Origin of the sequence: Yersinia sp. 2541 StPb PI (assembly GCF_052217145.1) — a bacterium.
Taxonomy (GTDB): domain Bacteria; phylum Pseudomonadota; class Gammaproteobacteria; order Enterobacterales; family Enterobacteriaceae; genus Yersinia; species Yersinia enterocolitica_E.
On record NZ_JAZGQB010000001.1, the window covers coordinates 1,737,042 to 1,759,038 of the forward strand.

The following is a 21,997-nucleotide window of genomic DNA, read 5'->3' on the forward strand; positions in this document are numbered from 1 at the left end:
AGAATTTTATAAGGTATTTAGAATAATGAAAAAACTGCTTGTTGCTTGCTGTCTGTTATCGGGTTTAATTTCAGCTTCAGTTCTGGCGGATGTAAGTACCGATTTGCAAGGTCGTCTGAGTAAGGTGAACAGTTTCCATGCTAATTTCTCGCAAAAAGTGACCAGCGCTGATGGCGCGACGGTGCAGGAAGGTGAAGGGGAGCTATGGGTGAAACGGCCAAATCTGTTTAACTGGCATATGACCTCACCGGATGAAAGCGTACTTATCTCAGACGGGGAAACCTTGTGGTTCTACAACCCCTTTGTTGAGCAGGCCACGGCAACCTGGTTGAAGAATGCAACCGGTAACACTCCGTTTATGCTGATTACCCGCAACAACCCGGATGACTGGAAACAGTACAATGTTAAGCAGAAAGGCGATGATTTTGAACTGACACCTAAAAGTGCCAGCGGTAATCTGAAGCAATTTGCCATTACGGTTACGCCGACGGGGACTATCAAGAGTTTTACTGCGGTTGAGCAAGATGGGCAGCGCAGTGCTTACACCCTGAAAGGCCAACAAAATAGCTCGGCTGACGCCAGCAAATTTAAATTTACCCTACCAAAAGGGGTGACGCTGGACGACCAGCGGCAGTGAGGTTTGCGTGAGTAATATGTCCCTCGACTTTTCCCAAAATGAGTTTCAACCACTGGCCGCGCGGATGCGGCCTTTGACGTTGGATCAATATATTGGTCAGCAACATTTGCTGGCACCGGGTAAACCGCTACCACGGGCAATCGTTGCGGGGCAGTTACACTCCATGATCCTCTGGGGGCCACCTGGGACGGGCAAAACCACATTGGCCGAAATTATTGGTCGTTACGGCCAAGCTGATGTGGAACGCATTTCTGCCGTGACCTCCGGTATTAAAGAGATTCGTGAGGCCATCGAACGCGCACGGCAAAACCGTGATGCTGGTCGGCGCACTATCTTGTTTGTTGACGAAGTCCATCGTTTCAATAAAAGCCAGCAGGATGCTTTTTTGCCGCATATTGAGGATGGCACTATTACCTTTATCGGTGCTACGACTGAAAACCCCTCGTTTGAACTGAATTCGGCATTGCTCTCCAGAGCGCGGGTTTATTTGCTTAAGGCATTAACCGCCGCAGATATCGAGAAAGTGATTGATCAAGCGATGTCAGACGGCAGCCGTGGTTACGGTGGGCAGAATATCAAACTGCCGGACGAGACCCGCCGCATGATGTCGGAGCTGGTTGGTGGTGATGCTCGTCGCGCGTTAAACAGCCTTGAGATGATGGCAGATATGGCAGAAATAGATGCCAACGGGGTGCGAGTATTAACCCCTGATTTGCTGAAAGAAGTGTCTGGCGAGCGGAGCGCCCGTTTTGATAACAAAGGTGATCGTTATTATGATCTGATCTCGGCGGTGCATAAATCCATTCGCGGCTCGGCCCCGGATGCGGCGCTATATTGGTATGCGCGTATTATCACTGCAGGGGGGGATCCCCTTTATGTCGCCCGCCGTTTATTGGCTATTGCCTCGGAAGATGTCGGTAATGCCGATCCTCGTGCCATGCAAGTGGCTATATCAGCGTGGGACTGTTTTACTCGAGTCGGTCCGGCAGAAGGTGAAAGGGCGATTGCTCAGGCCATTGTTTATCTAGCTTGTGCACCAAAAAGTAATGCGGTTTATTCCGCGTTTAAAGCAGCGATGCAGGACGCGCGTGATAAGCCTGACTTTGATGTGCCAGAACACCTACGTAATGCACCGACCAAACTGATGAAAGAGATGGGGCTTGGGGCGGAGTACCGATATGCCCATGATGAACAGCATGCTTATGCTGCAGGTGAGAACTATTTCCCGCCAGAAATGGCCGCGACTCGCTACTATTCACCCTCATCCCGTGGTCTGGAAGGTAAAATCGGTGAAAAGCTGGCATGGTTGGCTGAGCAGGATCAAAATAGCCCGATAAAACGCTACCGCTAGTCTTGCTGTTGCGGTAAGGTTAGCGCTATATGGTAAGTGGCTGTTTATACCGCTTATGTCATGAAATTCTCCTTTAATAACCATTATGCCCAAAATAGTTGAAGTGGCAGGTAGGCAGCAAGTAAGCGAGTCTCGATGAGTTTACTGAGGTAAGTGATTCGGGTGAGAGAACGCTGCTAATACCGCTGCAACTTCAAAGATGAAAGGCATTCTATAACTACAAGCACAGGACTAGCATGCTCGATCCCAATATGCTGCGCAATGAGCTAGACGCAGTCGCCGAAAAACTTGCTCGCAGAGGTTTTAAACTTGATGTTGAGATGTTGCGCCAACAAGAAGAGCGCCGCAAAGTTTTACAGGTTGAAACAGAAAGTCTGCAAGCAGAACGTAACTCCCGATCGAAATTGATTGGTGCGGCCAAGGCGCGTGGCGAAGATATCGAACCATTACGTCTGGAAGTGAATGCGCTGGGTGAGAAGCTGGATGCGGCTAAGGCTGAGCTGGACAAACTGCAAAACGAAATCCGCTTACTGGCGTTGTCTATTCCTAACCTGCCGGATGATTCTGTCCCTGTGGGGAGAGATGAGAAAGACAATCTTGAAGTCAGCCGTTGGGGTGAGCCGCGTAAGTATGATTTTGAAGTGAGAGATCACGTCTCGCTGGGCGAAATGGCCGGTGGTCTTGATTTTGCTGCTGCAGTGAAGCTGACTGGTGCGCGTTTTGTGGTGATGAAAGGGCAAATAGCCCGTATGCACCGTGCGTTATCCCAGTTTATGCTGGACCTGCATACCGAAAAACACGGTTATCAAGAAGCTTATGTTCCTTATCTGGTTAACCATGCCACTTTGTATGGTACTGGCCAGTTACCTAAGTTTGGTGAAGATTTATTCCACACCAAACCGCTGGAAGAAGAGTCAGATAGCAGTAACTATGCACTGATTCCGACCGCTGAAGTGCCGCTGACCAATCTGGTACGCGATGAGATTCTGGAAGAAGACACTCTGCCATTGAAAATGACGGCCCATACCCCATGCTTCCGTTCTGAAGCGGGTTCCTATGGTCGTGATACCCGTGGCTTGATTCGTATGCATCAGTTCGACAAAGTTGAGATGGTGCAGATTACTCGCCCGGAAGATTCGATGGCGGCACTGGAAGAGTTGACCGGTCATGCAGAGAAAGTTCTGCAATTACTGGGCCTGCCATACCGCAAAGTGCTGCTGTGTACTGGTGATATGGGCTTTGGTTCCAGCAAGACTTACGATTTGGAAGTATGGCTGCCAGCGCAGGATACTTACCGTGAAATCTCTTCCTGTTCTAACATGTGGGATTTCCAGGCGCGCCGTATGCAAGCTCGTTGCCGCAATAAAACCGATAGAAAAACCCGTTTAGTTCATACCCTGAATGGTTCTGGTTTGGCGGTTGGCCGCACCCTGGTTGCAGTGATTGAAAACTACCAGCAGGCAGATGGCCGAATTGAGGTTCCAGAAGTATTACGCCCATATATGGGTGGCCTGGACTTTATCGGTTAATAACATACGGATTAATCACTAATCCAATATGCAGAAAGCGCCCCAGGGCGCTTTTTCTTTTTGGCGTATAGCCAGAGTAAAGGCTGAAGGTTGCTCGTAGGTGCTTCCAACATATCGTGCTATCCCCTCCCGCGCAGTAATTGACTTTTATATCGCCGGTGGCATGATGCGCTCACTTTTATCGTCCCGACGGCTCCTGTCTTATTATGTCCGCATATTCTCGCCCGGTTCTGCTTCTGCTCTGTGGGCTTTTGCTGTTTACGATTTCTATCGCAGTGCTAAATACATTGGTTCCCTTATGGTTATCCCATCAACAATTGCCGACTTGGCAGGTGGGGATGGTTAGCTCGTCTTATTTTAGTGGGAATCTGGTTGGGACACTGATTGCGGGGCGCTTGATCCAGCAACTTGGATTTAATCGCAGCTACCATTACGCCTGTTTTTTATTTGCGTTGGCGACTTGCGGATTAATGCTATCAGTGGATTTCTGGAGTTGGCTGGGATGGCGCTTTTTGGCTGGCGTAGCCTGCGCTCTGATTTGGGTCATTGTTGAGAGTGCGTTACTGCGCAGTGGCACGTTAACCAACCGTGGGCAACTGCTGGCGGCTTATATGATGGTCTATTATCTGGGAACCGTCACCGGGCAATTATTATTAGGTGTCGTGTCAACGCAATTACTCAATGTTATCCCTTGGGTCAGTACATTGGTTATTACAGCTATGCTGCCGCTGCTGTTTGCCCACTTCTCGCATCAGGGTAGCAGTGAGTCCTCACACATTGCCATTTGGCCGATGCTTAAGCGCCGTAGCGCTCGCCTGGGTATTAATGGCTGCATTATCTCAGGGGTACTGTTAGGTTCGCTCTATGGCCTGTTGCCGCTCTATTTATCGCATCAGGGCATGAGTGATGCCAGCGTTGGATGGTGGATGGCTTTGCTGGTTAGCTCAGGCATTATCGGTCAATGGCCGATAGGCAAAATGGCGGACCGTTATGGTCGTTTACTGGTGCTGCGCATTCAAGTGTTTGTCGTCATCCTCGGCAGTGTAGCCATTTTAGGTAATTATGCCTTGGCCCCGGCATTATTTATTCTGGGGTGTGCCGGTTTTACCCTTTATCCGGTCGCCATGGCCTGGGCGTGTGAAAAGGCCAGCGCTGATGAATTAGTGGCAATGAATCAGGCATTACTGATGAGTTATACCCTCGGTAGTCTGACCGGCCCGACAATGACCTCGCTGCTGATGCAGCGCTATTCCGATAATTTACTGTTTATCATGATAGCCGCTGTCGCCTTAGTGTATTTGATGATGTTGCTGCGTAAGCCAGGTAAACAACAGACCCCTTACGCTGCCATATAACAACCAAAAAAATACCGCCAGTGGCATAACCCAATTTGGCGGTATCTATGGGGATGCGTTAATTAACTGACTACGCCCCCCTTCTTGTTTGAAGTTGCCGCACCATTAGCTGCTTGCAACGGTAATGACTTAATATATTACTTTGTGACCATAGCTTTCGAGAATGCCTTTCACCCGATCCATGATCTCTGTGGTAGGGGGCTTCACCCCATCCAGTTTGTATTCTTCGCCCATGGCGACCCATTTGTGCTTACCCAACTCATGGTAAGGCAGTAATTCGATTTTCTCGATATTGGTCATGTTCTGGGTAAACTCACCTAACATGTGCGCCGATTTATCATCATCTGACCAACCCGGCACCACCACATAGCGGATCCAGGTTTTCTGGTTACGTTTTGCCAAGTAACGGGCAAACTCCAGTGTTCGATGATTCGATACCCCCACCAGATTCTGATGCACACTGTCATCCATCTGTTTTAAATCCAGCATCACTAAATCTGTGGCATCAAGTAACTCATCGATGACCGGATCATAACGGCGTACAAAACCGTTGGTATCCAGACAGGTATGGATGCCTACTTCATGACACGCACGAAACCAATCGCGCACAAACTCGGCCTGCAAAATAGCTTCGCCACCTGATGCAGTCACACCGCCGCCAGAGGCATTCATAAAGTGGCGATAGGTGATGGCTTCTTTGACTAATTCTTCAACGGTAACTTCTTTACCGCCGTGGGTATCCCAAGTATCACGGTTATGGCAATACAGGCAACGCATCAAGCAGCCCTGGAAGAATACGATAAATCGGATACCCGGGCCGTCAACAGTGCCACAGGATTCGAATGAGTGAATACGACCAAGTACTGACATAGCAGGATTTCTCCAACGCTGGATGAATAAAGGCCCCACTAAAGTGGAGCCTTTAAGTTTATGCCATTTTACTGCGGCAGGGAATTATATCGACTGTGTAAAGGTACGAGTAATTACATCCTGCTGTTGTTCTTTGGTCAGCGAGTTGAAACGTACTGCGTAACCCGATACACGGATAGTCAACTGCGGATATTTTTCCGGGTTTTCCATCGCGTCTAACAGCATTTCACGGTTCATTACGTTCACGTTCAGGTGTTGACCACCTTCGATGGACGCTTCGTGATGGAAGTAACCATCCATCAGACCGGCTAGGTTAGCTTTACGTACTTCGTCGTCTTTGCCTAATGCGTTTGGCACGATAGAGAAGGTGTAAGAGATACCATCTTTCGCGTAAGCAAACGGCAGTTTAGCAACCGAAGTCAGAGAGGCAACAGCACCTTTCTGGTCACGGCCATGCATTGGGTTAGCACCTGGACCGAATGGCGCACCAGCACGGCGACCATCTGGGGTGTTACCGGTTTTCTTACCATAAACCACGTTAGAGGTGATGGTCAGCACGGACTGAGTTGCCACTGCACCACGGTAAGTACGCAGCTTCTGAATTTTCTTCATGAAGCGCTCAACCAGGTCACAAGCGATATCATCAACGCGTGAATCGTTGTTACCAAACTGTGGATATTCGCCTTCGATGTTGAAGTCGATAGCCAGGCCGTCAGCATCACGGATGGTGCTTACTTTGGCATACTTGATAGCAGACAGGGAGTCAGCCGCAACAGACAGACCTGCAATACCACATGCCATAGTACGGTAAACATCACGGTCATGCAGTGCCATTAGCGCAGCTTCATAGCTGTACTTGTCATGCATGTAATGGATGATGTTCAGCGCGGTAACGTATTGTTTAGCCAGCCAATCCATAAAGTGGTCCATGCGTTCCATGACTTTGTCATAGTCCAGCACGTCATCCATCATTGGCGCTTCTTTCGGGCCAACCTGGATCTTCATTTTTTCATCAACGCCGCCGTTGATTGCGTACAACATGGTTTTTGCCAGGTTGGCACGGGCACCAAAGAACTGCATTTGTTTACCGACAATCATCGGGCTAACACAACAAGCGATAGCATAGTCATCGTTGTTGAAGTCAGGGCGCATCAGATCATCATTTTCATATTGCACAGATGAAGTATCGATGGAGACTTTAGCAGCATACTTTTTAAAATTCAGTGGCAGCTTTTCAGACCACAGAATGGTCATGTTCGGCTCTGGAGACGGCCCCATAGTGTACAGGGTGTTCAGGAAGCGGAAGCTGGTTTTGGTCACTAGAGTACGGCCATCAACGCCCATACCGGCCAGAGACTCAGTTGCCCAGATTGGGTCACCAGAGAACAGTTCATCATACTCAGGGGTACGCAGGAAGCGAACCATACGCAGTTTCATAACCAAATGGTCAATCAATTCCTGCGCTTCAATTTCAGTCAGCTTACCTTCTTTCATGTCACGTTCGATGTACACGTCAAGGAAGGTAGATACACGACCGAAGGACATTGCCGCACCGTTTTGGGATTTAACCGCAGCTAAATAGCCGAAGTAGGTCCACTGTACTGCTTCACGGGCGTTAGTTGCCGGACCTGAGATATCACAGCCATATTTGGCCGCCATTTCTTTGATTTGAGCCAGAGCACGATGCTGTTCAGCAATTTCTTCGCGCAACTGGATAGTCATTTCCAGGTCTTTACCGTTTTCCAAATCATCTTGCAATGAATTGAACTGGGCCAGTTTGTCTTTCATCAGGAAGTCGATACCGTAAACGGCTACACGACGATAGTCACCGATGATACGGCCACGGCCATAGGCATCTGGCAAACCAGTCAGTACACCAGATTTACGGCAGTTCAGGATGTCTTTGGTATAAACGTCGAACACACCTTGGTTGTGTGTTTTACGGTAATCGGTGAAGACTTTTTTCAGTTGTGGGTCAAGTTCACGACCATAAACTTTGCAAGAGCCTTCTACCATTTTAATGCCACCGAATGGGATCAGTGCACGTTTCAATGGTTTTTCAGTCTGCAAGCCAACGATGGTTTCCAGATCTTTATTAATATAGCCAGCATCATGAGATGTGATGGTTGCAGCTACGTCGGTATCGAAATCAACTGGCGCATGGGTGCGGTTTTCCAGTTTGATGCCTTCCATAACCTGCGCCCACAGTTTGTCGGTCGCATCGGTAGGGCCGGCAAGGAAGGACTCATCGCCTTCATAAGGGGTATAGTTCTTCTGGATGAAGTCACGAACGTTTACACCGTTCTGCCAGTCACCCTTGGTAAAACCTTGCCATGCTTTGGCCAATTTTTCATTAAGTTCGGTCATAATGCATCTACCTTTTAATGTTAATTTCTTCGAAAACCAGACGTAGCGGCCACATATTAATGTTGCTGGTCACCGCGCAGATAAATTACCCAATAAGTCAACCCAACCAATAATCCGCCACCAATGATGTTACCGATAGTGACTGGGATCAGGTTATCAATAATAAAGTTACTTACGGTTAAGTGAGCAAATTGCTCAGGTGTTGATCCTATGGATTGCCAAAATTCAGGTGAAGCAAAATTTTTAATCACAATACCCATAGGAATCATAAACATATTTGCGATGCTATGCTCAAAGCCGCTGGCAACAAACATCCCCACCGGTAAGATCATCGCGAACATTTTATCCATTATGGTACGGCCGGAGTAACTCATCCATACCGCCAGACAGACCATCAGGTTAGCTAAAATACCCAAACACACCGCTTCAATAAAAGTATGGTGCAATTTATGGTCGGCTGTTTGCAAAACATTCAGACCCCATTGACCATTTGCCACAGTATGTTGGCCTGCGAACCAAATAAGACACACAAAGAATAGTGCACCGAACAGATTCCCAATATAGACATTAACCCAGTTACATGCCAGTTGACGCCATGTGATACGGCCGCTGGCTTTAGCGACAGTTGTGAGTACGGTCGATGTGAAAAGATCACCCCCACACACCACCACTAACATTAGCCCCAGGGAGAAACAAATACCACCAACCAACTTGGCAAAGCCGAAAGGCACGCCAGCAGTACCGGTAGTCGCTGTAATATAAAAAACAAACGCAATTGAAATAAACACACCAGCAGTAATCGCTAAATAAAAGGTTTTTAGCGGATGCTTGGTGGCTTTATAGACACCGGCATCTTCGGCTACTTTAGCCATTGCCGCAGGTAATAATGCATCGAAGGGGTTGTCAGCTTTCACACTAACTCTCTCTTAAGGGTTAATAAAGCACAACGAGATACTAGCAAAGCAGTATAGCGTGAAAATTGATATGGATCATATTGCGCGGGTTTAGTTAGCTGTGAAACACCATAAAACATAGGGGTAATGCGATTAACTTATTGATTATTAATTGAAAAAAATATTTTAAGATTTGCAAATAATTTTGATTGGACTGTTTTAAAGCCGTTGAGAAGGTTAACTAAAAGGGGTATTTGTAGTTATTTTTATTATTATCAGTCATTAAAAATTAACTATTCATTCACCTATTTATCTATTTTATCTGGTCGCTAAATAATGTTTGTCTAAAGGTGCTATTACGGCGTCAGAAAATAACGTTTTTTTATGACAAAAACAATTGTTGAGCGCGGCGATTTGTATTTATTTTCGTCAGGATTAATTGCAGTACTAAATTAAACGGCGCTGCCAAAAGACAACGCCGTGGGTCGTTTTCTGCTGATTAGCATTTAGCTATTTGCTGGCAGAAAATGTTTACTCGCTTTTAGCCCAATAGCGGCGTTTGGCAGTTTGCAACTTCTCATAAGCACCTAGTAGTGCCTGATGAGCTGGTAAGGCTTTTAGATCCTCATCAACACTGAACAGGCCATTGAAGCGCGCCTCACCCACCAAGGCTGCTGAGGCTGCATCTACCGCCTCCTGACCATACATTTTCACAAAGGCAGTGTAATATTGTGCCGCTTCACGATCCGGCTCCTGAGTCAGTAACAATAGGGTTTGCAGGCAACGGTAATAGTTCGCTTGTTTTGCCGTAAAGACTGAAGAGTTAAAATCTTGCGTCCATTCAACCCAAATCAGTGCTTGCTCCAAATCACCGCCAGCCAATGCCAACATGGATTTCAGCTCACCGACACGCAGGGTATACCAGCCGTTATCTTTACCCGAGGCGATACCCAGCAATTCACGTACGCGGGCGAAATCATCCAACCCTTCATCATCCAACTGCTGAATGAGCGCCAGATATTCCCCAGGTTGCCAGTCACTGCCGGGCAGGGCCAGCAAGCTGTCTCGCAGATGCACACCCATGGTGTTGTTCGCCATCAGCAAATCTTCGGCAGGATAGATATCAGACCAGCCTGGTACCAAAATCCGGCAGGCATAGACACTTAAATGCTCATAATCAGCGATATACACTTCGGCGTTTTCTTGCTTGAAGATAGCCATCAGGGTAGCGAATTCTTCTTCTGTGCTGCCTTTAAAGCTCCAGTCCACAAATGGATAGTCGGCCTTGTCTTTGAACATATCCCAACTGATCAAGCCACTTGAATCGATAAAGTGGGTTTCCAGATTGGTGTGCTCTGCCACCTCTTCGTCATCGAAGGTCGGCGCGGTAAAGACGTCCAGGTCTTTCAGGCTACGGCCCTGCAATAGCTCAGTCACGGTGCGTTCCAGCGCGACACCAAAGTCAGGATGTGCACCGAATGAGGCAAAACAGGTGCCATTTGACGGGTTAAACAGTACTACGCAAATAACCGGATAAGCGCCACCTAGAGAGGCATCGTAAGAGAGAATTGGGAAACCTTCTTCTTCCAGCTTGGCAATGGCTTCTACCACACCTGGATAGCGGTTTAACACCGCAGCAGGGATCTCCGGCAAGCTGATAGATTCTGCGATAATACGGTTTTTAACTTTACGTTCAAAGACTTCGGACAGGGCTTGTACCCGAGCTTCATTGGCAGTATTGCCCGCAGACATGCCGTTTGAGACATACAGATTGCCGATAATATTCATTGGAATATAGACGGTTTCTAAATCTGACTGGCGGGTAAAGGGCAATGAACAGATCCCGCGTTTGGCGTTACCTGATTGCAAATCCACCAGGTCACTGGCGACCAATTCCTGCTCTGGATCGTAAAACGCCAGCAGGCGCTCATCGAGAATGCCTTCTGGCAGCAAGTTATCTGCTGGGATCGGGAACCACTTCTCGTTGGGATAATGAACGAAATCACCTTCGGCAATGGCTTTGCCCAGATAGAAGTCAGCGAAGAAATAGTTGGTGGATAAGCGTTCGAAATATTCACCTAAAGCCGAAGCTAGTGCCGCTTTCTTGCTGGCACCTTTGCCGTTGGTAAAGCACAACGGGCAATCACGGTCGCGGATATGTACCGACCAAACGTGAGGAACCGGGTTAAGCCAAGAGGCTTCTTCAATATTAAAACCGAGGTCACTCAGCTTTTGCTGAAAGCGAGAGATTGAGTCTTCCAGCGCGGCGTCTTTGCCGAGAATAAAGGTTTGGGTCATTGTCGTCACTTTTTGGCGGTACTAAAAACGCGCAATCATACGGGGTTTTAGTTAATAGCTCCATGTATTCCTAAAGCGCAGCAAATGTCACAGTTTCAGTATGGATATTCCGCATAATTCACTAGCTTATAAATAACGGAGTCATAATGTGAAATCTATAAAGCTAACTGTTTTAGCCGGAATCTTAGCAGGGATCAGCGGTTCGGCCTTTGCTCTACCCAATATCACCCTATTGGCAACCGGGGGAACTATCGCCGGTGGCGGAGATTCAGCCACTAAATCTAACTATAAAGCCGGTAAATTGGGGGTTGATGCCCTGGTAAACGCGGTGCCGGAAATGAAAAAAATCGCCAATATTCAGGGCGAGCAAGTGGTTAATATCGGTTCTCAAGATATGAATGACGAGGTCTGGCTGAAGTTGGCGAAAAAAATTAATGCCGATTGCGCCAAAACAGACGGATTCGTGATTACGCATGGCACTGACACTCTGGAAGAAACTGCCTATTTTCTTGATTTAACGGTGAATTGCGATAAACCCGTGGTGATGGTTGGGGCGATGCGCCCGGCAACTGCCCTGGGTGCAGATGGTCCGCTGAATCTCTATAATGCAGTGGTCGTCGCCAGTGACGCCAATTCAGCTAAACGTGGTGTGCTGGTAGCGATGAATGACCAAGTGCTAAGTGGCCGTGATGTGATGAAAACCAATACCACCTCGGTGCAGACATTCCAGTCACCGAATACCGGATCCTTGGGGTCTATTTATGACGGTAAAGTGAATTATCTGCACCAACCCGCGCCAAGACAACCCGCTTTCGATATCAGCAAACTGAGTGAATTACCAAAAGTTGGCATTATTTATAACTATGCCAATGCCTCTGATTTACCGGCTAAAGCGCTGATTGCTGATGGCTATAAAGGGATTGTCAGTGCCGGTGTTGGTAACGGTAACCTCTATCATTCTGTTTTTGACACGCTGGCAACGGCAGCACACAGTGGGGTTGTTGTTGTGCGTTCATCCCGTGTGCCTACTGGTTCTACCACGGAAGATGCAGAAGTTGATGACACCAAATATGGATTTGTTGCATCCGGCTCACTCAATCCACAAAAAGCACGTGTGTTGCTGCAATTGGCATTAACCCAAACGCAAAAACCGCAAGAGATCCAAAAGCTATTCCACGCATATTGATTCAATAAGTCTTTGACGGGGGCTTCGGCCTCCGTATCTGCTTTATTACCACTAATCTGAAATAAACCCACCCATGCCGTCCGGCGACTATCTTTAATGAATCAAAAAGTTATTGGGCAACTATAAATGCAAACATTTGATCTCAAACGAATGGCACTGGATAAATTCCCCATCGAATTCTTGGCCGAAGTGGGCATGCGCTGTTTATTCACCTTTGTCTTGGTTTTTTTATTCCTCAAACTGAGTGGTCGCCGTGGCGTGCGGCAGATGTCGCTATTTGAAGTCGTGATCATTTTGACATTGGGATCCGCTGCGGGTGATGTCACTTTTTATGAAGATGTGCCGATGTTGCCAGTCGTAATGGTATTTATCTGCATTATGATTTTGTACCGCCTCTCTACTTTCTTGATGTCACGCAGCGAAAAAATACAGCAGTGGATGGAAGGGAAGCCGTTGATCATCATCAGTGATGGGATATTTGTTTGGGAAACCATGCAGCAGGAAAATATTACCCATGATGAGTTTTTTATGGAGTTGCGCCAACAAGGCGTCGAGCATCTTGGTCAGGTACGGCTGGCCATCCTGGAAGTCAATGGTGCAATCAGTGTGTTTTTCTTCGCGCAAGAACATGTCAAACCCGGTTTGCCGGTATTACCTAAATGCTGTGTTAACCCCTTGGTCACCATTGAAAAACCTGCGGAGTATGCCTGTAGCCAGTGCAGCCTGATAGTGGCGTTATCCAGCGGTGCAGAGAAAACCTGCCAACGTTGTGGTCACCACCACTGGGTTGAAGCTTTGGACCATCAACGAGCAAAATGAGTCATCTATCGTGCGCTAACACCTTGGTTCGGTAGCTTTTGGTGAATAATTCCAAATTAATGACAGGATAACGCACAGCCTGCTATCGCAGGGGGTGAGAGTTTCTCCCTTGCCAGTGAATAACCGTTGCAGCAGGCGGACTCGAATGATAAAACCGAGTAATGATAACGATGGCAATCTCAGTTGAGTGTGGTGAGGGGAAATGACACAAGTTTATAATTTTAGCGCAGGGCCTGCGATGTTACCGGTTGAAGTTTTACGTCGTGCGGAACAGGAATTACGTAACTGGCATGGCTTGGGGACATCGGTGATGGAGATCAGTCACCGGAGTAAGGAATTTATTCAGGTTGCTGAAGACGCAGAAGAAGATCTGCGTGATCTGTTACGAATTCCGGCCAATTATAAAGTGTTATTTTGCCATGGTGGCGCGCGCGCGCAGTTTGCCGCAGTGCCATTGAATTTACTCGGCGACAACAACAGTGCTGATTATATTGACGGCGGCTATTGGGCACACAGTGCAGTCAAAGAAGCACAAAAATACTGTGTCCCTAACGTTATCGACGTGACAACCCACGAAAATAGTCTAACGGGTATTTTGCCGATGAAGCAATGGCAGTTGAGTGATAATGCTGCTTATGTACATTATTGCCCAAATGAAACCATTGATGGGCTGGCTATCAAAGAAGAGCCGGATTTTGGCGATAAAATTGTCGTTGCCGATTACTCATCATCTATCCTTTCTCGCCCGATTGATGTCAGTCGCTATGGTGTCATTTATGCTGGCGCCCAGAAAAACATCGGTCCCGCTGGCCTGACAGTGGTTATCGTGCGCGACGACTTATTAGGTAAAGCTCGCACTGAATTGCCATCGATCCTTGATTATAAGGTGCTGGCCGATAACGATTCCATGTTCAATACGCCGCCAACTTTTGCCTGGTATCTCTCTGGTCTGGTGTTTAAATGGCTGAAGGAGCAGGGCGGTTTGGTTGAAATGGAAAAACGTAATCAGGCGAAAGCTGATCTATTGTATGGTGCGATCGATAAGACCGGTTTCTATCGCAATCAGGTGGTTCACGCCAACCGCTCTTTGATGAATGTGCCATTCCAAATGAAGGATGCCTCCTTGGATAAAGTGTTCCTTAGCGAGGCACAAGAGCAGGGTTTGCAAGCCTTAAAAGGCCATCGTGTTGCTGGTGGGATGCGGGCATCGATTTATAATGCGATGCCAATTGAAGGCGTTAAAGTCTTAACAGATTTTATGGCTGACTTTGAACGCCGCCATGGCTGATTCCTCCGGGCGGATGTTTGTCTGCTCAGATTGAGTTATCACCCTTATTTAAAATATATTTATTTGCACACAGAAGACTGGAGAGTGCTTTTCCCATGTTGGAATCCCTGACTTTACAACCCATTGCTCTGATCAATGGCACCGTTAACTTACCCGGTTCTAAAAGTGTTTCTAACCGTGCACTTCTTCTGGCAGCGCTGGCCGAAGGGACGACCCAGCTGAATAACTTGTTAGACAGTGACGACATTCGCCATATGCTCGATGCCTTGCAGGCATTGGGGGTGAATTTCCGCCTTTCGGCTGATCGCACTCAATGTGAAGTGGATGGTGTAGGTGGCAAATTGGTCGCAGACCAACCCTTGGAACTGTTCTTAGGCAATGCGGGCACGGCAATGCGCCCATTGGCTGCGGCACTTTGCTTGGGTAACAGCGACATCGTACTAACCGGTGAACCGCGGATGAAAGAGCGGCCAATTGGCCACTTGGTTGATGCCTTGCGTCAGGGCGGGGCGCAGATTGATTATCTGGAGCAAGAGAGCTACCCGCCGTTGCGCTTACGTGGTGGTTTCCGTGGTGGAAAACTGACCGTTGATGGTAGTGTCTCCAGCCAATTTCTGACAGCATTGCTGATGACTGCCCCCTTGGCTGAGCAAGATACCGACATTCAGATTCAAGGCACTCTGGTCTCTAAGCCATACATCGATATTACCCTGCATCTGATGAAAGCCTTCGGTGTTGATGTGGTGCATGAGAACTATCAACTGTTTCATATAAAAAGCGGCCAGACATATCGCACTCCGGGTACTTATTTGGTTGAGGGCGATGCGTCTTCTGCGTCCTATTTCTTAGCCGCCGCGGCAATTAAAGGTGGCACCGTGCGTGTTACGGGTATCGGTAAAAAAAGCGTGCAGGGTGATACCAAATTTGCTGATGTGCTGGAAAAAATGGGCGCAAAAATTAGCTGGGGTGATGACTATATAGAATGTAGCCGTGGCGAATTACAGGGTATCGATATGGATATGAATCACATTCCTGATGCGGCCATGACCATTGCTACCACCGCACTGTTTGCCAATGGCCCGACGGTTATTCGTAATATCTATAACTGGCGGGTAAAAGAGACTGACCGCTTATCTGCGATGGCCACTGAGCTGAGAAAAGTGGGTGCGGAAGTTGAAGAAGGTGAAGACTATATTCGTGTGGTGCCACCCGTGCAATTAATTGCCGCTGAAATAGGGACTTACAATGACCACCGTATGGCGATGTGCTTCTCACTGGTGGCGTTATCTGATACTCCGGTGACGATTCTTGACCCTCAATGCACCGCTAAAACCTTCCCTGACTACTTTGAACAATTGGCCAATCTGAGCCAGACAGCCTGACCTTTTTGCGCCGAATTTATTGACCTCTAATGGGTACCAGTCGGTACCCATTCCCTATTTTATAGACGGATAGCACTTTTCTTTATTGGCAAATAAGAATAAATGTTTTTTCTGGCTATCTTTCACATCTCTTCTACACTCCAGCCACGGCTTATGGTTTTATTTTCAGCAACTGAACCACGCGAGGGTAACAGTTCACATCGATGCGGCGTATAATGCTGCTCCTGTGTTTGCCCTGCTGGGTAGACAAGAGGTTTTGCCTACCGAAAGGAGAGAGAAATGACGGCGATAGCCCCGGTGATAACCGTTGATGGACCAAGTGGTGCAGGTAAAGGTACGCTTTGCAAAGCTTTGGCTGAATCGTTGAACTGGCGCTTGCTGGATTCGGGTGCGATTTACCGGGTTTTGGCGTTAGCAGCCCTGCATCATCAGGTTGATATCAGCACCGAAGAGGCATTGGTTCCACTTGCCGCACATCTCGATGTTCGTTTTGTCTCACAGAATGGGCAGTTAAAAGTGATTTTAGAAGGTGAGGATGTCAGCAATGAAATCCGCACCGAAACTGTAGGGAATACTGCATCTCAGGCGGCGGCTTTCCCGCGAGTCCGTGAGGCATTACTACGCCGCCAGCGAGCATTTCGTGAAGCACCGGGCCTGATTGCCGATGGTCGCGATATGGGGACGGTGGTCTTCCCTGATGCGCCGGTGAAAATATTTCTTGATGCAAGTTCGCAAGAACGCGCGCACCGACGTATGCTACAGTTGCAGGAAAAGGGGTTTAATGTTAACTTTGAACGTCTTTTGGCCGAGATACAGGAGCGAGACTCTCGTGATCGTAACCGGTCTATTGCACCTTTAGTCCCTGCGGCGGATGCGTTGGTACTGGATTCAACCAGTATGTCCATCGAGCAGGTGATCGAACAGGCGCTGGCTTATGCCCAACGAATTTTAGCGTTGCCGTTGAAAAAATAACGACAATGCGGTCAGTTCTGAGCTCTCAACGATTTATTTTTTAATTAAAATTATTTTTGATGAGCACTTTAACCTTGCTGCAAGGATCTGTGGCGAGGCATGTGAAACAACCCCATCCGGCGGGATGCTAGATGGACGTTAAACTTAAGAATCCTGAAGATTATTAACATGACAGAATCTTTTGCTCAACTCTTTGAAGAATCCCTGAAAACAATTGAAACACGTCCGGGCTCTATCGTCCGTGGTGTTGTTGTTTCTATCGATAAAGATATCGTACTGGTTGACGCCGGTCTGAAATCTGAGTCAGCAATTCCAGCAGAACAGTTCAAGAACGCGCAAGGCGAACTGGAAATTCAAGTTGGTGACGAAGTTGACGTTGCTCTGGACGCTGTTGAAGACGGCTTCGGTGAAACTCTGCTGTCCCGTGAAAAAGCTAAGCGTCACGAAGCATGGCTGATGCTGGAAAAAGCTTACGAAGAAGCTGCAACCGTTACTGGTGTGATCAACGGCAAAGTGAAGGGCGGCTTTACAGTCGAACTGAACGGTATCCGTGCGTTCCTGCCTGGTTCACTGGTTGATGTGCGCCCAGTTCGCGATACTCTGCATCTGGAAGGCAAAGAGCTTGAGTTCAAAGTCATCAAGCTTGATCAGAAACGCAACAACGTCGTTGTTTCTCGTCGTGCAGTTATCGAATCTGAGAACAGCGCTGAGCGTGATCAATTGCTGGAAAACCTGCAAGAAGGCATGGAAGTTAAGGGTATCGTTAAGAACCTGACTGACTACGGTGCATTCGTTGATCTGGGTGGCGTTGATGGCTTGCTGCACATTACTGACATGGCTTGGAAACGTGTTAAACACCCAAGCGAAATTGTCAATGTGGGCGACGAAATCACTGTTAAAGTTCTGAAATTCGACCGCGAACGTACTCGTGTATCCCTGGGCTTGAAACAGCTTGGCGAAGATCCATGGGTTGCTATCGCTAAACGTTACCCAGAAAGCACCAAGCTGACTGGTCGTGTAACTAACCTGACTGATTACGGCTGCTTCGTAGAAATCGAAGAAGGCGTTGAAGGTTTGGTACACGTTTCAGAAATGGATTGGACCAACAAAAACATTCACCCGTCTAAAGTTGTTAACGTTGGCGACGTAGTGGAAGTTATGGTTCTGGACATCGATGAAGAACGTCGTCGTATTTCTCTGGGCCTGAAACAGTGCAAATCTAACCCATGGCAGCTGTTTGCAGAAACTCACAACAAAAACGACCGCGTTGAAGGTAAAATCAAGTCTATCACTGACTTCGGTATCTTCATCGGCTTGGACGGCGGCATCGACGGCCTGGTTCACCTGTCTGACATCTCCTGGAACGTTGCAGGCGAAGAAGCAGTTCGTGAATATAAGAAAGGCGACGAAATCGCAGCTGTGGTTCTGCAAGTTGACGCAGAACGTGAGCGCATCTCCCTGGGCGTGAAACAACTGGCAGAAGACCCGTTCAATAACTACCTGTCTGTTAACAAGAAAGGTGCTATTGTTACTGGTAAAGTAACTGCAGTTGACGCTAAAGGTGCTACAGTTGAATTGGCAGGCGGCGTAGAAGGTTATCTGCGTGCTTCCGAAGCAACTCGCGACCGCGTTGAAGATGCGACGCTGGTTCTGAACGTCGGTGATGAAGTTGAAGCCAAATATACTGGCGTTGACCGTAAAAACCGCGTAATCAGCCTGTCTGTTCGTGCTAAAGACGAAGCTGATGAGAAAGATGCTATTGCTACAGTTAACAACAAGCCAGAAGAAGGTAACTTCTCTAGCGCAATGGCAGAAGCGTTCAAAGCTGCAAAAGGCGAGTAATAACGGGGGGCGGTTTTTCCGCCCCTATACGGTAGTTTAGCTGCAAAGCTTGGAGGTAATATGACCAAGTCTGAACTTATTGAAAGACTTGCTGGCCAGCAATCTCATGTACCGGCTAAAGCCGTTGAGGATGCAGTGAAAGAAATGCTTGAACATATGGCTGGAACACTAGCTGAAGGTGAGCGCATTGAGATCCGAGGATTTGGCAGTTTTTCTCTTCACTACCGTGCTCCGCGTGTTGGCCGTAATCCAAAGACTGGCGCTAAAGTTGAATTGGAAGGTAAGTACGTTCCACACTTTAAGCCAGGTAAAGAATTGCGTGATCGCGCTAATATCTACGGTTAAGTTGGTTACAACTTACCGCGTTATTATCTATACCTAAATCATTGGTGTCATAGCTAATACTGCTATGACGCTGATTATAAAAGGTATAAACGCTGATAAGAAACGGTGCCTAATGGCACCGTTTTTCTTTTTTTCTTTCTAATGTCACGCGCTAAAATTAGCTGAATATATATTAAAACCTTGTAACGAATAGATTAAATATTGTTTATTCACTTATTCAAATACCCTCATCTATCTCTATCTCTATCTCTATCTCTATCTCTATCTCTATCTCTATCTCTATCTCTATCTCTATCTCTATCTCTATCTCTATCTCTATCTCTATCTCTATCTCCCTTTTACCTGTAATAAGCTCAGCTTTATTTTCGATACATTCCGCATAGGCGTTGTTAGCTATGTAACAAGATTAAACTATCCGCGAAGCCGCTCTGAACTTCCACTTTTTGTACTGGCTGCATCATCCATCAACAGAGAAAATCAACATATTCACGATGAGGCAAGCGGATGGCAATGAGGCTATCTGGCAGTAATACAAGGGATGGCTTCTTATCACTTTATCAATCGATCATGCTGCGGCCGCTATTGCCATTGGCTTCTTACCTCTTATTTTTCTACCTCAGTTGCCAGGAACTCTCATCATTGTGGGGCTGCTAGTGTTGGGGGGACTGGTATGGTTAAGTGGGCGTATCTACTGGCAATGCGTGGCATTAGTCATCATCAGTTTTGCGTGGGGAAGTTGGCACGGAAATAGGGTATTAATGCAAATTGAGGCGTTAACTCAAGGTGAGCAGCAAGTTATCGCCACTATAAAGAATGCCTATCTGACATGGGGAGAAGGGAATAAGGTCCTGTTGGGCATTCAGCAAGTTAATGGGCAAAGAGTATTTCCGCCGATTGCAGTATCAGTAAAGTGGCCGGAGAAGCTTGAGCGCTATTGTGCTGGGCAGCAATGGGTGTTGAGGCTACGAATGCGGGCGGTGCATAGCTTACTCAATGAAGGGGGGTTTGATAGCCAACGCTGGGCTATAGCCAACCAGCGTCCATTGCAAGGGCGAGTGATGAAGGCTGAATTGCGTGATGCTCATTGTAATCTCCGCCAGCGGGCCATCAGTGTTATTGAACAGCAGCTACAGCAGTATGACCAGCGGCAGATACTGCTAGCTTTAGCTTTTGGTGAAAGAGAACAGTTGAACACACGCCAGTGGGCACTTTTTCGTAATACCGGAACGGCGCACCTGATGGCGATATCGGGTTTGCACATCGGGCTAGCGGCGCTGTTTGGCGGGATACTGGCTCGTGGGATCCAGTTCTTTCTACCCGTTAGTTGGGTAGGGCCCGTGTTCCCGCTGCTGATTGGCTGGTTTGTGGCAATGGTTTATGTTTGGTTGGCGGGCGCGAATCCACCCGCGATGAGGGCGGCTATAGCATTAACCCTATGGTTACTGCTGAGGTTGTTCGGTATTTTATGCAGCGCCTGGCAAGTGTGGCTCTGGGTGTTGGCGTTAATATTACTTAGTGAACCACTGGCGGTACTATCAGACAGTTTTTGGCTCTCCTGTCTGGCGGTATTCAGTCTGATATGTTGGTTCTATTGGGTGCCAATTACTCAGCGTTTTAGGGGCGGATGGCTTGGGCTGATTATCCGCTGGTTCCATTTACAATTTGGTATGATGCTACTATTGATGCCACTGCAGATAGGCCTATTTCATGGCGTCAGCTTGTTTTCTATCCCTGCAAATTTGTGGGCAGTGCCTATCATATCCCTGCTTACTGTGCCTTGCGTATTGTTGGCCTTGGCCTGCATACCATTGCCTACCGTAGCTGGCCTGTTTTGGTTCTTGGCCGATATATCGCTTTGCGCGGTACTCTGGCCACTCAATCATCTAAAAACCGGTTGGTTGCATACTGGGTTAGCATCCGTTGCCGTGGCTTATGCGGGGTGGCTGGTAATACTTATTTGGCGTTTTCAGTGGTGGCGCAGCTATCCAATTGGGGTGGTAGTCCTGTGTGTCAATTTGGTGTTATTCACTCAGCGGCGTGATGATTATCGCTGGCGTGTTGATATGTTGGATATTGGGCACGGTCTGGCAATAGTGATAGAACGCGCAGGGAAAGCAATTATCTTTGATACGGGCAATCGTTGGCACACCAGTAGCATGGCAGCTGCGGTTATTCTCCCTTATTTACGTTGGCGGGGCATTGTGGTTGAGCAAATTATCCTTAGCCATGATCATCTTGATCACACCGGAGGGCTAGCTGAGTTAAAGGCGGCATTCCCGCAGGCGAAAATCCGTGCACCTTTCTCCTTAACTGGCCCGATAGCGGGTTTGCCCTGTCAGCAAGGCGTGAAATGGCAATGGCAAAATTTAAATTTTGAGGTTTTATGGCCAAGAACTCATGTGATTAACGCCCAAAATGATGACTCATGTGTTATTCGCATTGATGATGGCAAACACAGTCTGTTATTGACGGGCGACCTTGAAACACGGGGAGAGCGGCAGTTAGTTAAAAATTATCGTGCTAAGCTAGCCTCAACATTGCTGCAAGTTCCCCACCATGGCAGCAATACCTCTTCAACCGGCCCATTTTTGCGGGCAGTGAAGCCAGAATTGGCTTTTGCTTCCGCTGCACGCTATAACCAATGGCACCTGCCAGCTAAAAAAGTGATTAAACGCTATCAAAAAAATAGCATTATTTGGCGTGATACCTCGGTATCCGGGCAGCTAACTGTGTATTTTTACAGCGATAGTTGGCAAATTAGGGGCTATCGGGAACAAATAATGCCACGTTGGTATCACCAGCGGTTTGGCGTTGGAGGCCATAATGAGTAGAATGGGCCGCTATTTCTTCTGGTGCTGGTATT

16 protein-coding genes are annotated in these 21,997 nt (G+C 47.7%); 12 read left to right on the forward strand and 4 right to left on the reverse strand.

Going from position 1 to position 21,997, the window contains the following annotated elements:
- The first annotated feature begins 25 nt into the window (after window positions 1-25).
- From lolA to V1953_RS07655, 4 genes are all read left to right on the forward strand, one after another.
- Window positions 26-637, forward strand: a complete 612-nt coding sequence (gene lolA, locus V1953_RS07640; RefSeq protein ID WP_083158429.1) for an outer membrane lipoprotein chaperone LolA — start codon at window positions 26-28, stop codon at window positions 635-637.
- Between the two features lie 7 nt (window positions 638-644).
- A complete protein-coding gene (locus tag V1953_RS07645; protein ID WP_372569320.1) occupies window positions 645-1,988 on the forward strand; it encodes a replication-associated recombination protein A in 1,344 nt (447 codons plus the stop codon).
- A 236-nt stretch (window positions 1,989-2,224) separates the two neighbouring features.
- Window positions 2,225-3,517, forward strand: coding sequence for a serine--tRNA ligase (gene serS / locus V1953_RS07650; RefSeq protein WP_083158430.1), 1,293 nt, complete (start codon window positions 2,225-2,227; stop codon window positions 3,515-3,517).
- Window positions 3,518-3,723: 206 nt separating this feature from the next.
- A complete protein-coding gene (locus V1953_RS07655) occupies window positions 3,724-4,872 on the forward strand; it encodes an MFS transporter (RefSeq protein ID WP_442850810.1) in 1,149 nt (382 codons plus the stop codon).
- 129 nt (window positions 4,873-5,001) lie between these two features.
- Here V1953_RS07655 and pflA read toward each other — a convergent pair whose 3' ends face one another.
- From pflA to ycaO, 4 genes are all read right to left on the reverse strand, one after another.
- On the reverse strand, window positions 5,002-5,742 hold the full coding sequence (gene pflA, locus V1953_RS07660; protein ID WP_083158432.1) for a pyruvate formate lyase 1-activating protein: 741 nt from the start codon (window positions 5,740-5,742) through the stop codon (window positions 5,002-5,004).
- Window positions 5,743-5,826: 84 nt separating this feature from the next.
- A complete protein-coding gene (gene pflB, locus V1953_RS07665; protein ID WP_083158433.1) occupies window positions 5,827-8,109 on the reverse strand; it encodes a formate C-acetyltransferase in 2,283 nt (760 codons plus the stop codon).
- 56 nt (window positions 8,110-8,165) lie between these two features.
- The gene (gene focA / locus V1953_RS07670; RefSeq protein ID WP_050084953.1) at window positions 8,166-9,023 is read right to left on the reverse strand and encodes a formate transporter FocA; all 858 of its coding nucleotides are present in this window, start codon (window positions 9,021-9,023) and stop codon (window positions 8,166-8,168) included.
- A 510-nt stretch (window positions 9,024-9,533) separates the two neighbouring features.
- Window positions 9,534-11,300, reverse strand: coding sequence for a 30S ribosomal protein S12 methylthiotransferase accessory factor YcaO (gene ycaO / locus V1953_RS07675; protein ID WP_442820776.1), 1,767 nt, complete (start codon window positions 11,298-11,300; stop codon window positions 9,534-9,536).
- A gap of 148 nt (window positions 11,301-11,448) precedes the next feature.
- Between ycaO and ansB the strand changes: the two genes are divergently transcribed.
- From ansB to V1953_RS07715, 8 genes are all read left to right on the forward strand, one after another.
- Complete coding sequence (gene ansB, locus V1953_RS07680; protein ID WP_442850811.1) at window positions 11,449-12,486, forward strand: L-asparaginase 2; 1,038 nt, start codon at window positions 11,449-11,451, stop codon at window positions 12,484-12,486.
- A gap of 126 nt (window positions 12,487-12,612) precedes the next feature.
- Window positions 12,613-13,305: a DUF421 domain-containing protein gene (locus V1953_RS07685; protein WP_083158436.1), complete on the forward strand. Its 693-nt coding sequence runs from the start codon at window positions 12,613-12,615 to the stop codon at window positions 13,303-13,305.
- A 202-nt stretch (window positions 13,306-13,507) separates the two neighbouring features.
- Window positions 13,508-14,593 (forward strand): 3-phosphoserine/phosphohydroxythreonine transaminase, encoded by a 1,086-nt coding sequence (gene serC, locus V1953_RS07690; RefSeq protein WP_442847717.1) that lies wholly within the window; start codon window positions 13,508-13,510, stop codon window positions 14,591-14,593.
- Window positions 14,594-14,688: 95 nt separating this feature from the next.
- Window positions 14,689-15,975: a 3-phosphoshikimate 1-carboxyvinyltransferase gene (aroA, locus tag V1953_RS07695; protein WP_083158438.1), complete on the forward strand. Its 1,287-nt coding sequence runs from the start codon at window positions 14,689-14,691 to the stop codon at window positions 15,973-15,975.
- Between the two features lie 279 nt (window positions 15,976-16,254).
- A complete protein-coding gene (cmk, locus tag V1953_RS07700; RefSeq protein WP_050084945.1) occupies window positions 16,255-16,947 on the forward strand; it encodes a (d)CMP kinase in 693 nt (230 codons plus the stop codon).
- 168 nt (window positions 16,948-17,115) lie between these two features.
- Complete coding sequence (gene rpsA / locus V1953_RS07705; protein ID WP_004391091.1) at window positions 17,116-18,789, forward strand: 30S ribosomal protein S1; 1,674 nt, start codon at window positions 17,116-17,118, stop codon at window positions 18,787-18,789.
- Between the two features lie 60 nt (window positions 18,790-18,849).
- Window positions 18,850-19,134, forward strand: a complete 285-nt coding sequence (gene ihfB / locus V1953_RS07710) for an integration host factor subunit beta (RefSeq protein WP_005184672.1) — start codon at window positions 18,850-18,852, stop codon at window positions 19,132-19,134.
- Between the two features lie 548 nt (window positions 19,135-19,682).
- The gene (locus tag V1953_RS07715) at window positions 19,683-21,965 is read left to right on the forward strand and encodes a ComEC family protein (protein WP_442851307.1); all 2,283 of its coding nucleotides are present in this window, start codon (window positions 19,683-19,685) and stop codon (window positions 21,963-21,965) included.
- Window positions 21,966-21,997: the final 32 nt, after the last annotated feature.

Coding starts and splice junctions, on each gene's coding strand:
- lolA (WP_083158429.1), top strand. CDS start 26: ATGAAAAAACTGCTTGTTGCTTGCTGTCTGTTATCGGGTTTAATTTCA.
- serS (WP_083158430.1), top strand. CDS start 2,225: ATGCTCGATCCCAATATGCTGCGCAATGAGCTAGACGCAGTCGCCGAA.
- V1953_RS07655 (WP_442850810.1), top strand. CDS start 3,724: ATGTCCGCATATTCTCGCCCGGTTCTGCTTCTGCTCTGTGGGCTTTTG.
- pflA (WP_083158432.1), bottom strand. CDS start 5,742: ATGTCAGTACTTGGTCGTATTCACTCATTCGAATCCTGTGGCACTGTT.
- pflB (WP_083158433.1), bottom strand. CDS start 8,109: ATGACCGAACTTAATGAAAAATTGGCCAAAGCATGGCAAGGTTTTACC.
- ycaO (WP_442820776.1), bottom strand. CDS start 11,300: ATGACCCAAACCTTTATTCTCGGCAAAGACGCCGCGCTGGAAGACTCA.
- V1953_RS07685 (WP_083158436.1), top strand. CDS start 12,613: ATGCAAACATTTGATCTCAAACGAATGGCACTGGATAAATTCCCCATC.
- serC (WP_442847717.1), top strand. CDS start 13,508: ATGACACAAGTTTATAATTTTAGCGCAGGGCCTGCGATGTTACCGGTT.
- aroA (WP_083158438.1), top strand. CDS start 14,689: ATGTTGGAATCCCTGACTTTACAACCCATTGCTCTGATCAATGGCACC.
- cmk (WP_050084945.1), top strand. CDS start 16,255: ATGACGGCGATAGCCCCGGTGATAACCGTTGATGGACCAAGTGGTGCA.
- rpsA (WP_004391091.1), top strand. CDS start 17,116: ATGACAGAATCTTTTGCTCAACTCTTTGAAGAATCCCTGAAAACAATT.
- ihfB (WP_005184672.1), top strand. CDS start 18,850: ATGACCAAGTCTGAACTTATTGAAAGACTTGCTGGCCAGCAATCTCAT.